Genomic DNA, 17,055 nt, shown 5'->3' with positions numbered 1-17,055 from the left:
TTAGGAAACGACTTGTATGTGGTTTTTATAAATTTCAAGTATCCTGTTTGCGATATTTGACCATTTGTAGGCTAATGGAGATTGCTTGATAATTGAGCCGTTAAATTGGATCTGATCTGACAAATAACGTTCAAGAGCGTATTTAATACCTTCTGCGTCGATGTCTTTAACATAAAAGCCATTTTCGCCTTCTTTAACATAGTCTGACATCCCTCCTTGTTTGGAGGTGAGTACAGGTGTTCCACACGCATTCGCCTCAAGAAAAACGATGCCAAAACCTTCGAAATTTTCCGGCTCGGCATATGAAACTAAAATAAATAGTCCGGCTTTTCTATAGTATTCCAGAAGTTCTTCTATACTTTTTCTACCCTCTATGAAAATTCTATCCTCAAGTCCGTTTGACTTAATAAGAAAATCAAGTTCATCTTTATAGTTTCCAGTGTTATTTCCGCTAATAATAACGTACTTGAACTGAAATTTGTCTTTAAGCAAGGCGAACGCTTTAATAACATTATGAATGTTCTTGATTCGATCATGTTCATCGATTCTGGACACTGTCAAGAATAAATGGGTGTCTGTTTTAACATGGTGGTCTTCGAAGAATTTTTCAGAAACACCGGGTGGAACTACAGTGACGTTTGTAGCGGCCTCTTGGAATTTTTGGGTGAACATTGTCTTTGTAAATTGACTTACGGTAATCACTTGTTTTACCTGTTTTAAAGCAAATGAGAATATGATTTTATTGAATAATAGCTCGGCGCATTCCCAATAGTGATTTAGCCTGCTATTTGCCGAGTCAGTTAATCGCCATAAAAAATGCCGATCAAGAAGTTTTTTACCAGGTAAGTTATAGCGTACCGTAAAGCTAAAAATGTCATCACCGTGAGTTGTGACAAATACATTATTTTTATAGAAAGATAACGGTGCATAATATAAAAAAAGCGAATGCCATAAGTCCATGTCATAACTTTTTAATTTTCCTAAATCTCCCTTCAAGTCTCTAGTTAGTATTGGATGTAAAGTGTAGCTGGGGTCTTCTAGTGCGCCTTCAACGGAAAATACATGTACTTCAAATCCCTTGTCCGCATATGCCTTCGCCAATTCGTAGCAGTAGATATTTGCGCCACCTATTACGGGAAGAAAGTATGGCGCTATTAGGCCTATTTTTTTAAAAGAATAATCTTTTGGAGAATAGGTAATAGAATTATTGAAAGATGTCATGTTTTTTGATTAGGCATTGATGATAGAAACGAGCTCTATTATAGGGGTAGGGAGGTAGTAATTATGTCTAGTTACATGTAAAAAACAATTCAGTGCCTCATGATTTTTTTTGCTATTCTATAAATGGGATTTTTCCTAATTTTATCAGAAAGATGCTCTAAGTTTTTGACGCGTTCGTTCAATTGAACAACTTGGTTCCCAAGATACGCGGTCTCCGTGACTGCTTGTAGGAAAAAATCTATGGCGTAGGAACCTGGTAATGGTTTCGGTTGAGAAAGAATAAGGTCATAGGCATCTGCTAGTGATTTAATGCAAGATTTAGCTTCGAAGTATTTCTTTACTCGTGATCTAGCTAATGAACCCATTTTAATTCTGAGATCAGGGTCGTGTGCTAAATTGATAATAGTTGAGGCAGTGGCTTGTATATCTCCGATATCAATAATGTATCCAGTATCGTCTGTAACTGTCTCTTCCACTCCGCCACAACGAGTTGCAATAGAAACACAAGCGCAAGCCATTGCCTCAAGTAGCACAAATGGATGGCCTTCAACTCTGGAAGATAAAACAAAGATGTCTGTCTCTGCTAAAATTCTAGGAACATCATCTCGTTGTCCCAGAAGGTGAATGTTATCGACAATATTAAGCTCGTTTACTCTGGATCTTAATGCTTTGCAAAATTCGATGCTTTCATCTTTGCCAACAATAAGAAAATGTACCTTGGGGTTTTCACGGACAACAATGGAAGCTGCTTCAACAAAGTAATCGAACCCTTTATCGGGGTGAACCCGGCCAATAGCAGAAACGATAAGAGAATCGTCTGAAAGCCCAAGTTCTAAATGAAGGCTCCTATCCCTATTTTCGAGCGCAAGATCAAATTTTTCAAATTCTAATCCATTGTGAATAACTTGGATTCGGGTTTTATCAATTGGAGGGCAATATGATTCGGCAACCGTATTTGAGACCGCTATGATATGGCTTGAAAGATCGTCAATCATTTGGGCATACGAGGATGAGTTCAGTGTAAATCGCTGAAAAATAGGATTTTGGGGTAGAAATTCTAAGTGTGCAAAAAACAAGTGATGAACCCCTATTAACTTAGCAGCTAAAGCTCCTTCGAAGATTATGTTTGAATTTGTATGAACCAGCGAAATATCTTTTTCTTGGATGATATCGCTCAAAAATCTCACTCTGCGCGGGATTGCCTCTAAGTGCTTATACCACTCGTCAGGTGGAGTTAGCCAGAAATAATTCATCTTTAAAACAAATGAATCTATGCCGAGTCTGACTAATTCATTATAAAATCTCCCTTCCCCAGGCACCATAACGATGGGATTGAAGCGAGTTTTATCAATTAGCCGGAAAACTGTTAGAAGATAGTTCTCGCCGCCGGCTATATCAGCGTTGCTAGATATAAACAAAATGTTAAGTGGCTTCGATTTCATAATAGTTAAATATTAAAGTGTGGGTTGACTAATTATATTGAACAAGATGTAATTATATCAACGAATTAATCGGTGCTTGAAGAAAAACATCTGCAAAGACTTAAGGGTTGCATAAAGCAATATAGTCATCTGATCGGTTAGAAGGTATTTTAAGATCTAACTAGCAACGTATTTAATTAAAAAATTTACCCTTGAGCCTAAAAATTGAATATAAATTGTGGTTTTACATTGCTTTGTTAACGTAAACAAATTATCGTTGTATAAAATTCAATATTAAGTAATGATAAGCACTAAAGGAACCTCTGATTAATTCGCTATCACGTATTTATGACTCAATTATATCAATGGCTTGCGATTCTGTTTTTCTTGAAAAACAGCATTAATCAGAGGTTCCTAAAGCAACTATAGTAATCGACTAAAATTTGTATTTTGCTCCAAAGCTACGAATTATTCTTACACGTTGTAATATATTGAGGAAATAATAAACACTGTATACGGTTAACAGTTTATTTATTAAAACGCCAAGTAATATTTCTAGTAATCCATTGCGACATTCTTGTATATGCAACATATAATACAGATTTAACCGTGGGGCGGTAAGCGGGCAAGTTTTCAATGATTTTCGTAAAGTCATTTAAAATAAAGCTAACGGCTTCTTTGCTATAATTAGCCTTTATGAACTTTAAGCCTTGATCCCCAATATATAGACGTTTTTCCTTGTCTAAGATTAGGTTATTTATCTGAATCGCATAATCCTCGTCATTTTTAGCTACAATTAAATGTGTTCCGCTGATTATTTTAAGTCCTTGCGCTCCGAAATCAGTTGTTACGACGGGAATGCCTGCAGCCATAGCCTCGCCCACTTTTCCTTTCATGCCGGCCCCAAAGCGCAGTGGAGCAATCGAAATCCATGACTTTTTCAAGTAAGGCAGAGTTTTAGGAACATAGCCCGTTATCGAAATTTTGCTCCCGGCTAATGCCTGTATTTCTGGAGGTGGACTCCCGCCAACAATAAACCAGTGACAGTCGGGGTGCGCTTCGGTAATTGTAGGCCAAACTTCGTGATAAAAATAGAGAACTGCATCAACATTGGGTTCGTGGGAGAAGACGCCAATAAAAATTAAACTAGGGAATGGTGTTTTTTCAGATTCAAAAGCATGGATTTCATGAATGTTTGGGATTATGAAAGTATTGATATTAGGTATGTCTTTTAATAGGATATTGGTGTCTTCTGGGGTAATAGTAACGACTAGATCGGATTTAGAGTATGTGACTAATTCTCTTTTTTTTATTTTTTCGGCGTCTAAATAATAGTTAGTAGTGTTTTCTAGTTTTGCTTTGGCAAAAAGTCTTGCATAAACTATATCAACGCTGTCAATTATTATTCGGGCTCTAGGTTGAAGTAAGCGTATATGGTCGATGATGTTTTCTGCGGGGTAAAAGTATTTAAAATATATTGAATCATAGTTACGGTTTAAAAGTGCGATATCGATATTCTGTTTGCAAACACTTGTGCCTAGGTTTTCAAGCGATGTTTGATAGCGTATCAAATCAGTTTCGGATATTTGCTTAGACCAGGATGGGTAGTTAATAACGTTGTAGTAACATTTGTGGCCTTGTTGAGCTAGCAGTTCAACAATGGTAAACATACGTAAATCCGCAGACGCGCGGTCTGGCATAGGTAATCCCGTGTCAATAAAAAGTATGTTCATCGTAAATTATTCTTTGGGTGGAATTGGTTTTGTTTAGCCAGTGTATTTAATCGCCGTTATTTATATGTCAATAAACCGGTAGGTTTTAGGGCTAATTTTTTGAGCAATGAGAGAAGTATTTTCTGAAAATAGAAGTTTCTTTGCGAAGGATTTTATTTTGTTACCGACAAGCATTCTGGAGAATAAATGAAATACTCTTTCTATTGCGAATAAATAAATTGTAAAAAAAACTGAGGTCTTTGGGGTATCTTTTATGCTAAAAAGATCAATAAAAAATTTTGGCGGTCGGAAGGTTGATGAAACCTTTTTAAATCCAGACCTTTTTAAATGCGAATATATTTGATAATTTGTATATTCTTTTAGATGCACGCCTATAGCTTTTTTATACTTAAAAACTGCAGAAATGTCAGGAGGGCCATGCCATGGGTGTGGTGCGCAAACTATATACTTGCCACCCGACTTCAGTGTAGAATAGACATGCTTACAATTTTCAGGTAAATCATCAGGGTGCATATGTTCAATGACTTGATTGGAAATAACAAAATCATAGGTATTGACTGGTTCAAATTGTTCAAGATGAACTCCATCAGATATGCCCCATTTAAGATTTTCGAGTTTATCCGAAGTATGTTTTTCTCCCTGTTCACGGGTAATTTCTGTCGCTTTGATTTCATGCCCAAGATCAGCTAAGTAGCTAATCATTTCAGCTCTGCCTGAACCTATTTCATAAATTCTTTTTGGTGCCGTGCCGATCAAATAGGCCCACTCTTTGTACAAAATATTGGGGGGGAGAGGGGCGCGTTTGTCAATTAATTTATTAAGCCATTCTAACTTTGTATAAAGTGTGGTGTAACATTTTTCAAATACTTCCCAACGATTGTCGGGAGTTGATTCTAATAGCAGTTTAGTTAATTGTAATTCAAGATGCCAATGTTCAAGAATATTTTCTTCCGTTAGGTCAATTTCCTTTGGAATGCCGTAGTTTTCACGGTAGCGATTAATCAACTCCTGTCCTCGAGGCTCTTCTCTTGAGCATTTGTTGAGTAAGGTGTAATAAATTACTTTAAGGCTGTGTTTTATTTTCATCGCATCAGAACCTGTTTAATGGTTTCCAAATATCGCTTACCAAATTTTATGTCAGGTTCAAGATGATTGCCTTCTGCCCATTCATTCCATGATTTTATAAAAATAATTTTATGGTTATCCGGCAAGTGAGACACTTTATTAATGGCTAATTGCAACAATTCCCCAAATAATTCAGGTGTAGAGTTATGCAGTATTATTCCATTTGTTCCACTTCTTGGAGAGTTGTCCCAGTTAGGTATTACGCTTGGGTAATACTCTATATCAGCGCTCACGTCCTCCAAAAAATATCGCATAGCGTCTTTATAGTCGTAAACATGTTCCGGCCGCTTTAAGGCTTTTCGGGAGTGAGTTTTAAATTTATTAGCTATTCCTGTCAATCCGTTTTTGTTTTTCGTCACGCTGGCGATTTTGCTTTGATTGGCAACGGTAATAGCATCGAAGCCTCGTTTCTCCGGCTTCCAAATAGGTTCGTCTTGGAGCGATGCAATAAAATGCAGACCTTTCAACCCCGCTTTATGGGCCAATTCTCGCCAAAAGTCGGTGAATTGAATGGAGTCGGGTAATTTATCAGGTTTATATATTAAGAAGATTGGTTTGTCGTCGACTGTCAAATAACGATCATCGGTAAATGCACTTAGTAGAGAATCAAAATGATTCTTGTAATCTTCTAATCCCGGATAGGTTTGTTCTATCAATATTCTGTTAGGTGCTCCATGCCAGATTCCAGACCAGGTATCATTAGCCCAGCCTAAACAAAAAGGGAAATTCGGTTCACCTGATTGAATTACTTCGCTAAAAGGATGTTCTAATAACCGTTTGCCAGCAAACCAATAGTGCCAATAGCAAAAGCCTTCAATTCCATATTCGGCAGCCATTTCAGCCTGTGCAATTCGTGTTTTGGCTAGGCGCAAATCGTAGAACCCTAAGTCTGAAGGTACGTGGGGTTGATAATGACCTGGGAACAATGGTTTTGCTTTTGCAGTATTAGTCCATTCCGTAAATCCTTTTCCCCACCATTCGTCGTTTTCGGGAATTGGATGGAACTGTGGTAGATAAAATGCGATGGCTCTCGCTATTGGTGTATTGTTCCGTTCTGACAAATTCATAGAATATGTTCTAAATAATTATTGGTTTTGGGATAATGACTGCTCTAAGATTTGTTGTATACTTTCGCAATATTGTTTCACACTGAATCGCGATAGAACATCATTTCTGCCTGCTTGACCAATTTCGCATGCAAGCTGAGGATTCTGTAATAATTTAATTATGGCTTTCGCCATGGATTCTGGATCTTTAAGTGGAACTAATAGTCCAGTTTGTCTGTCTACGATTACTTCTTCCGGTCCTCCGCACCGGGTCGAAACTACGGGTGTTTCCATGGCAAGCGCTTCAATGATTGTTAGTCCGAACGATTCTTGTTCTGAGGAAACAACTAAAACATCCACTCCCGCTAAAAGATCATAGATATTGTCTTCTGGCCACCATCCTATGAGTTTAACTGATGGGGCTAAATTAAGTAATTCAATTTTTCTTTTGATTTTTTTGGTATAGACTTCTGCGCCTTCACCTGCAATTAGAAATACGACATCTTTATATTTACTGGTAATTTCATGTGCAGTAGCTAAAAATGTTCGGTGGTCTTTACGTGGCTGTAATGCGCTAACTATAGCTACTATTTTTTGGGATTCTTCTATTTCTAAATTTTTTACTAATAAATCATGCGCATATTTTCTATTGATTGGAGCTGGGAATTTAAGTCCGTTATAAACGATATGGTTATTATTTTTTAGTAGAGGAAATGTTCTGGCTAAGCTAACTGAGCAGAATATAATTGTCTTAGAGAGTGCGCGGACTATTAGAGAATAGAGGGGGAAAGGTAGTAATGGTATGAGTTCGCTGTTACCGGTAATTGACTCATGAATATGCCAAATATGGGGCTTATCTGTCATTCGCGCTGCAATTGCTCCTTCTATACAAGTTACTGTATTCGTATACACCAGATCTATTTGATGTTCTTCGATTAAGTGGGCAATCGCCCAGCTTCGCGCGCGTAAAGTTTTGAATGATCTAAGGAAATAAGAAAGTCGTTGGCTTCGAAATAACGCATTAACTCCCGGCACCCAATGTATCATTTGTCTAACAAATACCTGTATGCCCATCTCGGTTGCTACGAGGCTAAGCTTGCCCTGATTGGGTACTAAGAGATAGGGGATAAAGCGACTACGATCAATGTTGGTAAGCAATGTCTGGAGTGTGCGCTGTGCTCCCGCCATGCCGCCGTCATGAGAAACGAATAGTACTTTAATAAGAGTTCGCCCTGATGTTTTAGTCATAAGAAATGCGAGTACTGTTTAATTATTTAATACCAGGATTTTCGAGATTTTGCATACGACATTTCGGCAAGTATTCTAGTGTCTATTTTGTTTTGATTATTCAGAGCGATGATATCGTAGTGCCAGTTCCAATCGTGCTTATCGCTTAAGCATACTTCGGCCATTTGATCAATTGCGTTTATATCTAAGATTGTCATGTAATGGCTGAAGTCGCCATATTTTGTAAACCATATATATTGATTGTATCCCAATTCGTTTAGTATTAAGAAATGCTCACGCCAGCTATTATTTGTTTTTTTGCAGTGGGATGGGTCCCATTCAAATATTACAATAGGATGAAACTTCGCCAGTGTTTTTTGTGCTCCTTTTATCACCTTTCCATCATAACCATCCACATCAATTTTTATTAAATCGACTTTAGATGCATTGCTGTCTATGAGAACGTTATCCAATGTAACCGCCGTGCTCGTATATCTTCCTTGAGCACTAGCTGTTCCAAGGTGTGTTTTTATTAAAGTGGGTATTTCCTCCTCTTTGTCTGATAATAAACTATTATGTAAAGTATACATAGTCCTGTCTGGCAAGTTTTCTTCTAAGAAATTAAAAAACTCCTGCTCTCCCTCAATGCAGATAAAGTGTTCAATCATGTTGGGACAATTGCTTTCGAGTAATCTAACTGTGTCGCCAATACTCGCGCCAATATCGACAATATGTATAGGTCTGTTGTTGGCCTGAAAACATAAATAAGCAATTTCAACCAATGGATTATTCCAGTGGCTAAATCGTCTGGCGAAGAGTTGGTAGGAATGTCCAAAATTTATTATGGTTCTCTTGCCATGAATATTTGTAGATACTGGGCCTTTAAATTTAGTACAAGCATAATGCCAACATGTATCCCATATTTTCTTGCTAATACCTTTGGCTTTTGGGTGGTAATGTTTTAGCAATAAATTGTAAATGAAAGAGTCGAGTTTTTTATCTTTAATCATAATAAAGGTTTTCTTATAAATGCAATATCACAATACTAACTAAAAAGTCATTCTGGTGATTGCAGATTGGCGAGGGCCGAAATCCACTGGTCACTGGAAAGTAAGGCTCCATTCAGATGATATGCTGATTAAAGCATCTCTTGCGACATGGTTATCAGAATCCGGTGGGTTTTTTATAGTAAAAAAATATAAATTTTCGCCTAAAAAAATGGTACTAATTATGTCTCCCGCTCCCACACCACATCTTATTGCAAATGTTCCTGGAAGTAGAGGGGGGGAAATTAATTTGCAAGAAATCGTAAATATGCCAGGGGCAATTATATCAGGCTCTACGTGATTGAAGCTTTCGCTATTGCTTATGTACACAAAATCTAGAGTATGAATACCGATTCCAAATTTTGGTTTTATCAATTTTCTATAAACTTCAAATGTAATTTTTATGCAGAAGTCTTCGCCTGTGTATATAGTAGAGGCTTTGTTTCCATGGTTGTCAATTAATGATATATCTTTTAAACTTACATCCGGGGTTGTGCTAATGTCTTTAATGTTATCTGTGGATAACTTATGTTGTTTCCTAACGCTTTCTTCGCTTTTTTCGTAAAATAAGTTGCATACGTTTTTAGGTAGGCCGTCTGCAATTATTTTGCCATTCTCGAGGAGAATAACTCTTCGGCATATGCGCTCTAATTGTCTTATATTATGGCTTACCAATAAGACTGTTTTTCCTTGATGGTTTATTATGTTTTCCATTCTATCAAAACATTTGCGTTGAAAAGCCAAGTCTCCAACGGCTAACACTTCATCAATGATTAAGATGTCCGCATCCATACTGGTAGCTATTGAAAAACCTAACTTCACCGTCATCCCAGAACTGTAACGTTTAACCGGTGTATCAATAAACTGTTCAAGTTCGGAAAAGTCTATGATTTCATCGAGTTTTTGCTGAATAATTCTTTTGGGGATACCCAATATAGCTCCATTAAGAAATATATTTTCTCTCCCGGTTAGTTCTGGGTTAACTCCAGCCCCTACCTCGATTAACGGGGCAATGCTACCCCGGACGATGACTTCACCGTTGGTGGGTTTGCTGATGTTAGCCAGATGTTTGAGTAACGTGCTTTTGCCTGCACCGTTATGTCCGATAATGCCAACCACTTCGCCTTCCTTGATATGAAAACTGACGTCATCTAATGCTTTGAAGCGTTCCCGTTTAATGGTTGGTTGGAACGTCAAGCGTCTAAAGGCGTTTAATGCGGTTTCCTTGATGCTGGTTAAGTGGCCCAACTGATATTCTTTAGTGAGGTGATTGACTTCTATAATGGCCATATACTGTATTTAGAGTATTATTTTATTGTGACTGCTTATTGATAGTTTGGCTAGATCACGTCTGCAAACCAGCTTTCCGCTCGTTTAAAGAACCAATAGCTAATCGGTAGTAAGGCTAATGTTAGAATTAACCCGGGGTATAAGGCATTGAAGTCTGGTTCTGTGCTTTTTATTAATACCCGTTGGAATCCGTCGATAATGCCTACCAAGGGATTTAGAGTGTACAGCATATATAGCCTGTCAGACCATTCACCTGCCGCTTGCTCCATGAGTAATTTCTTTTGAACTAGGCTCAATGGATAAATCACCGGCGAGCCATACATAAGTATAGATAGCGCAATTGGTATTGCCTGACCTACGTCACGGTAATATACATTCATGGCGGCACCAAAAAAACTAATTGTTAGTGCGACAATCATCGTATATAAAATGAATGCTGGTATCCAGCATGTATGTATGCTGGGGGATACTTTGTAGTAAATCATCATTCCCGCTAATATTCCAAAGCTAATGGAAAGTTCCACCAACTTGGTTACCATTGCGGTCAACGGAAATATTTCACGCGGAAAATAGATTTTCTTGATCAAAGCGCCATTGGAGGTAACGCTATTAACTCCTTCGGAAACAGATTCTTGAAAGAAAACCCATGGCATTAAGGCTGCGAATGTTATCAGAGGATAAGGAAGGCCATTGGTATCAATTTCTATAAAGCCTTTCATCAGTGTGAATACCAGCATTAACATTACAGGTTTTAATACTGCCCATAAAATACCCAGGTAGGCTTGTTTATAGCGGATAACTATGTTCTTATAACTTAGTGCTGATATTAGCTCTCGGTATAAATATAAGTTTTTTATTATTGTAATCATATTATTGTTAATAAAAATTTACTTGCACAGCTTTAATTTAGAGGAACTGTTACTTTAATTTGTTGAGCCGTTTCAAAAGCGGTTTTGAATCTGGTTTATGTTTTAAGCCATTTTGTATGGTGTCTAACGCCCCTTTTGGATTGTTTAGTTTTTTTTGCAAATCACTTAGCGCTGCGTAAGGTATCCAAATTTTAGGGTTAAGCTCTATAGATTTTTGATAGTGTTCCATTGCGCTATCATATTCCTCTTTGGCCTCATATACCTTGGCGATGTCGTACATTAGTTTCGCTGACAAGGGGTTTTGTGGATTGAAATGATGGTCTAATGGGTAAGTAAGCTCTGTTAGGGCAGCATTAAGTTTAGATGCTCTTTCCCACTTGTCAGATGTTTTCCACGCCAAGTTATATGTAAAAAGCCCAGCGCAATAATGATGTGGGCCGTCAAATCCACTTAATCGCTGTCCCCATAATTTTTGTGCAGAGCTACCCTGGAGTTTTGGGCTTAGAATTGGTGCACAAAATTCAGGTAGGCCGGCAAAATCAAGGTCATTCTTAGGATAATCTGCGCGAGCGTAGATGGGTAAGATGAGGAGTTTTGCAAAAAGTATTAGTTTTATAGTTTTGATTTTCATTGGCTATACGCTATTAATTAGTTTTGCTAATATCAGTCGCCATCTTTTTAGAAATATTTGGTATAAATTTCTTGGATTTTATTGGCATGAGTGGTTACTGAGAAAACTTCAAAAGCCTTTTTTTGTGCATGTCCACCTAAGTTTTTTGCGAATGTGGGGTGTTTATAGAGTCTTAGTACTGAATCAGCGAATTGTGTTGGACTACCGGCTTCAAATAATATGCCATTTTCATCATGAGTGAGCATTTCCGCCGCGCCTCCATGATTTGGGCCTATTAAAGGACGTCCCATCGCCATTGACTCTATTACCACTGTTCCTAAGGGTTCGGGTTCCGTTGACGCAGATGCAACAATATCCAATCCATTATAGGCTGTTTCCATTTTTCCAATATGGCCGGTAAATATTAAAACATCAGTTAAGTTATCAGTAAGCACTTGTCTTTTAAGCATCTGCTCATATTCAATGCAATCATTGGGAGTGCCTCCTATGATAATCATTTTTAATTTTGGGATTTTGGATTGTAAAATCTTTGCTGCTTTAATGAACAACTCCTGTCCTTTCCATGGGATTAATAAGCCGACTAAGCCAACGGTAAAGGCGTCCTTCGGGATATTAAACTGTTCCCTGAATAACCGGCCTTCGCTATGCACATCTAGTTTGCACAGATCGATACCATCATACACAACGGTTATTTTTTCTTCTGGTATACCTAAATGTTGCTTCATGCTGCTTGCAACCCAACTAGAGACCGATATGAAATGATCAGGCAAGGTATACGCCCAACGCGCCGAATGCGGTCCGTCAGGGTTACCACGGACGTGGCAAATACTGGGGATGCGCAAAATTTTGGCTACCAATAGTGCTGCTCTGTTACAAAGTGGCTCGTTGTTGGCATGGATTAGGTCGGCTTTGAACCGCCATGCAGTCCAAAGCAAGTGGAGAAAAAACGGTAAAAAATTAAATAAGTCGTCGCTTCTGGCGATTAGCTGATTAACGCAAAACCTAAGTAGTGGGACTTTGTTTAACCATTGTGCCGATTCGGCTTTTGTACGCCACGCCACGATGTCTATATGACGGTCCGGGATGTGTTTCCATAAGGCTTCATCGGCAATCTCCTGATATTGCGGACCGTTGCGTCCTGTAATTACAAGAGGTAGAAAGCGGCCCCGATCAAGATTTCTGACTAAATGCCTCAAACAGATAATGGCGCCACCATAACCAATTCCGTTCTCGACATAGATAATTCTTTTTGGGAGGTTATTGGTCGGCATGGAATCAGAATTTGGCAATATCAGCGTAGAAAGCGTTAGGGAATATTCTCATATACTCAGGATTTTGCGAATTTTTGTTTAGTGACACGTAACGCATTAATTAAGCTGGCTGGCAAGATGCTGAAGATCAGATAGAGTAGATTGTTAAGTGTCAAATTTTGGGAAAGGCCTCTTTTAAATGCCTCTCTGGCTTTGGCATTATTTCCGCCGCTAAAATACCAGTAGCCAAGCGTCCATTGCGCTTCCGCCACTAAACTATTTGGCGAAACGCCTTGGGCAATTAGCTGGGGTGAGGCAAAGTTCCGAATAGACTCAGTGACCTTGGTCAAGTCAACTAACATACGTTCGCTGGCTTGGGTGGCATTGTCGCCGTGCTGACGGCGCAACATCAAAATGTCGGGAAGGCAGGTTACTGGGTGAAACGTGGCAATTTTTGCCCACAATTCCAAGTCCTCGCCATAGCGAATCTCGGTATTGAACATGCCTGCTTCAAGCAAGGTTTGGCGCTTCACCAAAACGGTACCCGTCGGTATAAAGTTTTTCTTCATTAGAGCGGCAAGGGCGTTGGGAACTGGCTTTCCGGCTAGATGTTGGAAATTTTCCAGCATTTGATGTTTGGCTAACACAGATTGGGTTAGCAGTTGGTCGTCGTTGTCGATTTCCGTCATGTCGCCGGCAATCAGGTGGAGTTCCGGATTACGTTGCAGTGCTTGGATTTGCTTGGTGGTTTTGTCCACTGTCCATTGATCATCGGCATCCAGAAATGCAATCCAGTCACCGTTAGCCAATTCTATGCCTTTATTGCGCGCGGCGGACGGGCCTTGATTGACTTGTTTGTGACAAATGACGGCATTGGCAAACTCCTCAACGACTTGTTCGGTGTTGTCCGTTGAGCCATCATCCACCACGATGATTTCTTCAACTTTGCTGGTTTGCGCCTGAATGCTGTTGATGGCGGCACGAATGAATTTCGCGCTGTTATACGCTGGAATGACGGCGCTGATTTTCATTTTTGGCTAATCAAAATTTTCGATACTTTAGAATTATTATGAACTGGTTTTGCAAATCAACCACGCCGGTACAATTAATCCGGTGCAATAACCGATCAGCGCTAATTTTCTATGCCGATAGTATAGACGGTATAGAAATGCACCGGTTTTACGGTAAGTAGCAGCTAACCTAATTGTTGGCCATTGACGCTGATTGAAACGATTAACGATATTGTCGGTTTTGTTTTGCAAGAATTCGCCAAGTTCTGGGGACGCCAAGAAGCGAACGTTGGGCAAATTCGCCCTGATTTGCCCTAAAAGATGGTCTAATCCACCTATAGCCTGTTGGCATTCGTCCTCTGATCGCGTGTAATTGTAGCGATGCGTGGAAATACTCACAGGCAGGGCTTGGCGATAAGCAATTTCAGCTTCGGCAAATGCGCTAGCCGGTGTGTTTTTGCCGTCAACTGGTTCGTACATTACGTTACGAACCAGGTACAGTTGTGCCAAACGATTGGTATTGCCGACCCGAATCAGCGGAGGATCCTGAAAATAATGTCCGGTTTCATCGCGCCCGGTACAGCGGTAGCCGGCAGTTTGAATGGCGATGATATTTTGCTGTTGCCAACTTTGTTCAATCTCATCGTTCCATAAATAGCACGGGGCGACCGTGCTGAGGCTGGGATAGCCGAACATGCTGGTAAAACATTGCATGGCATTTGCGACCAGTGAATTGGCATCCTTAGCGTTAATGGCTTTGGTCGGTAAATTGCTTCCGTCTACATAATGGCCTTGTAGCGGCGAATCCAGTTTTTCCCAGTCCCACCAATCCTTGCTTGCACGGGCGGTTGCGAGGCGGGGGTCTTGCTGACGGCATAATTCGGCGAAAGCCTTGCCGTTTAGATGTTCCATGCCATGTAGTTGCGGCACTAAAGTGTCTTGCTGTATGCCTTGTTGTAGGGCTTCAAAAATGGCCGGGAAGTCTTTGTCCAGCATGCGTCTGTGGTACTGGCCCGTGGATTCGATCTTTGCTAAATCCGGAACGGCCAAGACCATATCGGCGGTAAGTATCGCAGAGCGGTTCACAGAGTCTTTGTGTTGAGCCAGCATGGAGAGAAGCTGTGTTAAACGTGCTGCGTGGAAGTCGCCACCTGGACCCCAGTCGTCGCTTTCGATTAAAACCGGCGTATCGGCAAAATAGGGCTCACGCCAGGTAGCGATAAATAGGGTTTTTTTCCACAGCCATAAGGCGGTAAGGCAGGCCAGCCAGAAACCTAAAAAAAACAGAACTACCATAGATTTTGTTTAATAATTAAAAAGCCTGAATATTCGGTCGACCAGCGTACCGAACTTTCATCGTAGCAGAGATTCGCGAACTAGCTGAAAACTACAGCACAAACTTTAAACGTGGTCGATATATTAGCTGGCTTATGATAGCAGCGATAAATAGCAATTCGCTAAACTTTGGAATGAGTCTAGGCTCAATAGCATACAGACGACGCGGGCGTTCGTAGTTGAGTAACCATAACAAAACTCTAAATAGCAGAGGAAATAGAATGTTAAAAGCTTTAGGACTGCCTGATCACTGGCGTAAACCGCTGCTGGGCGTCGTGTTGGTTACACTGGTTTCAGTAGCGGCTTTTTTTGAGACTTGGGCAGCAATTGTCGCTATTTGGTCTCGATCGGACACATTCACGCACGGTTTTTTAGTGGCTCCGGTTAGTCTTTGGTTGGTTTGGTCGCGCCGGGAGCACTATCGAGATTTACGGCCGGCTTTCAGTAGATTAGGTTTGTTGTTTATCGTCGTCAGCGGATTTGGCTGGTTAATTGCCGATTTGGTGCATGTTGCGGTGATTCAGCAATGGGCAGTGGTTGGTGTTTTGGTCGGTGGTTTTTGGGCTACGCTTGGCAGTCATGTCATCTCGCAAATGTTATTTCCGATAGTATTTTTATTTTTGATGGTGCCATTCGGGGAAGCGTTTATTCCGCCTTTAATGGAATACACCGCCACCTTTGTTGTTACGCTGATAAGGCTAACGGGAATGAGTGTCTACCGGGAAGGCTTGTTTTTTACGCTAACCTCGGGTAATTGGTCGGTGGTAGAGGGATGCAGTGGTTTACGTTATTTGATTTCATCGCTAACACTTGGTTCGGTATATGCGTATCTAAATTACAGCAGTTACAAGAAGCGGACCATCTTCATTACGCTCTCCTTCTTGGTCCCGATTTTAGCTAACGGTCTGCGCGCCTATTTGATTGTGATGATTGGCCATTTCAGTGACATGAAACTGGCTGCGGGAGTGGATCACATCGTTTACGGCTGGGTGTTTTTTGGGATTGTCATGTTTGGATTGTTTTATTTTGGCTCTTTTTGGCACGATAAGGATGCAGGGGCGGCCGCCGCATCAACCCCAGATTTGGCGTGTGACTCCAATCTTGCTGATTCTGCAACGGTTTACAAACATTATTGGCCGGCCTTAACGATAACCGCTTTATGCGTTTTCATTTGGCCCTTTGTGTCACAAGGCTTATCCGCACTACAGGCCGCTCACATCGATGTACCCGAGCGCCTTAGCCGGCCGTCTTTGCCTGATTGGCAGCCGGTTGCAGCGCCCGATTGGGCTTGGGAGCCTAGTTTTAAGGGCGTGGTGGCGGATGCCAAAGTTTATCTAAGCGATGGTCAAACGACAGCCGGTATGTATTTTGCCAATTTTGGCGATGAAACCCAAGGTGGTGAACTGGTCAATTCGCAAAATTATCTGGTCCCGCAAAAACATCCGGTATGGCGGATGCTGCATGACGACGTCATTGCGATGCAGTGGGCAGCTGATAAAAACGGCGATATTGAAGAAGCGGTGCTAAACAGTACGCATCGGAGTTTGTTGGTCGAGCGTTGGTACCGGGTTGGCGACAAAAGTACTGCCAATGCCTATCTGGCTAAATGGTGGCAATTGCTGAAACGATTGTCAGGTGACGCATCCGCTGAGTTGCTTATAGTGTTGTATACCGAAACCCCGGATGGCGATTACGATTTGGCCCGGCAAAAATTGAAACAGCTCGCGGTAGCCTGTTGTCGTTAAAAGGCTGCGCCGAGTTTATTGTGACAATTCAATGAAAACGAATGGGCAAATTTTCGGCTTAAATTGCCTAATCCAAGGCTTGACCCCAGCAGTCAACTAAATGTTA

Annotated in this window: 14 protein-coding genes; 1 reads left to right on the top strand and 13 read right to left on the bottom strand. The window is 40.5% G+C overall.

Going from position 1 to position 17,055, the window contains the following annotated elements:
* From G006_RS0106030 to G006_RS0105970, 13 genes are all read right to left on the bottom strand, one after another.
* Complete coding sequence (locus tag G006_RS0106030; protein ID WP_020482275.1) at positions 1-1,221, bottom strand: glycosyltransferase family 4 protein; 1,221 nt, start codon at positions 1,219-1,221, stop codon at positions 1-3.
* A gap of 89 nt (positions 1,222-1,310) precedes the next feature.
* On the bottom strand, positions 1,311-2,663 hold the full coding sequence (locus G006_RS0106025) for a glycosyltransferase (protein ID WP_020482274.1): 1,353 nt from the start codon (positions 2,661-2,663) through the stop codon (positions 1,311-1,313).
* A gap of 506 nt (positions 2,664-3,169) precedes the next feature.
* Positions 3,170-4,312 (bottom strand): glycosyltransferase, encoded by a 1,143-nt coding sequence (locus G006_RS0106020; protein ID WP_160167661.1) that lies wholly within the window; start codon positions 4,310-4,312, stop codon positions 3,170-3,172.
* Between the two features lie 123 nt (positions 4,313-4,435).
* Positions 4,436-5,461 (bottom strand): SAM-dependent methyltransferase, encoded by a 1,026-nt coding sequence (locus tag G006_RS25060; RefSeq protein WP_020482272.1) that lies wholly within the window; start codon positions 5,459-5,461, stop codon positions 4,436-4,438.
* Positions 5,458-6,567, bottom strand: a complete 1,110-nt coding sequence (locus tag G006_RS0106010) for a glycosyltransferase WbsX family protein (RefSeq protein ID WP_020482271.1) — start codon at positions 6,565-6,567, stop codon at positions 5,458-5,460. The genes G006_RS25060 and G006_RS0106010 overlap by 4 nt, the downstream gene beginning before the upstream one ends.
* An 18-nt stretch (positions 6,568-6,585) precedes the next feature.
* Positions 6,586-7,794 (bottom strand): glycosyltransferase, encoded by a 1,209-nt coding sequence (locus G006_RS0106005; RefSeq protein ID WP_033193908.1) that lies wholly within the window; start codon positions 7,792-7,794, stop codon positions 6,586-6,588.
* 26 nt (positions 7,795-7,820) lie between these two features.
* The gene (locus G006_RS0106000; RefSeq protein WP_020482269.1) at positions 7,821-8,783 is read right to left on the bottom strand and encodes an FkbM family methyltransferase; all 963 of its coding nucleotides are present in this window, start codon (positions 8,781-8,783) and stop codon (positions 7,821-7,823) included.
* A 90-nt stretch (positions 8,784-8,873) separates the two neighbouring features.
* The gene (locus tag G006_RS0105995; protein WP_020482268.1) at positions 8,874-10,109 is read right to left on the bottom strand and encodes an ABC transporter ATP-binding protein; all 1,236 of its coding nucleotides are present in this window, start codon (positions 10,107-10,109) and stop codon (positions 8,874-8,876) included.
* 50 nt (positions 10,110-10,159) lie between these two features.
* Positions 10,160-10,978, bottom strand: coding sequence for an ABC transporter permease (locus tag G006_RS0105990; RefSeq protein WP_020482267.1), 819 nt, complete (start codon positions 10,976-10,978; stop codon positions 10,160-10,162).
* Positions 10,979-11,027: 49 nt separating this feature from the next.
* Complete coding sequence (locus tag G006_RS0105985) at positions 11,028-11,609, bottom strand: tetratricopeptide repeat protein (protein WP_020482266.1); 582 nt, start codon at positions 11,607-11,609, stop codon at positions 11,028-11,030.
* Positions 11,610-11,656: 47 nt separating this feature from the next.
* A complete protein-coding gene (locus G006_RS0105980; RefSeq protein WP_020482265.1) occupies positions 11,657-12,880 on the bottom strand; it encodes a glycosyltransferase family 4 protein in 1,224 nt (407 codons plus the stop codon).
* A 56-nt stretch (positions 12,881-12,936) separates the two neighbouring features.
* A complete protein-coding gene (locus G006_RS0105975; RefSeq protein WP_020482264.1) occupies positions 12,937-13,890 on the bottom strand; it encodes a glycosyltransferase family 2 protein in 954 nt (317 codons plus the stop codon).
* Between the two features lie 36 nt (positions 13,891-13,926).
* Entirely contained in the window at positions 13,927-15,165 is a 1,239-nt protein-coding gene (locus G006_RS0105970) for a hypothetical protein (RefSeq protein WP_020482263.1), read from the bottom strand.
* 260 nt (positions 15,166-15,425) lie between these two features.
* Between G006_RS0105970 and xrtA the strand changes: the two genes are divergently transcribed.
* Positions 15,426-16,949: an exosortase A gene (gene xrtA, locus G006_RS0105965; RefSeq protein WP_020482262.1), complete on the top strand. Its 1,524-nt coding sequence runs from the start codon at positions 15,426-15,428 to the stop codon at positions 16,947-16,949.
* Positions 16,950-17,055: the final 106 nt, after the last annotated feature.

The sequence above is a fragment of the Methylomonas sp. MK1 genome, assembly GCF_000365425.1.
Taxonomy (GTDB): domain Bacteria; phylum Pseudomonadota; class Gammaproteobacteria; order Methylococcales; family Methylomonadaceae; genus Methylomonas.
This window is presented reverse-complemented; position numbering and strand designations above follow the sequence as displayed.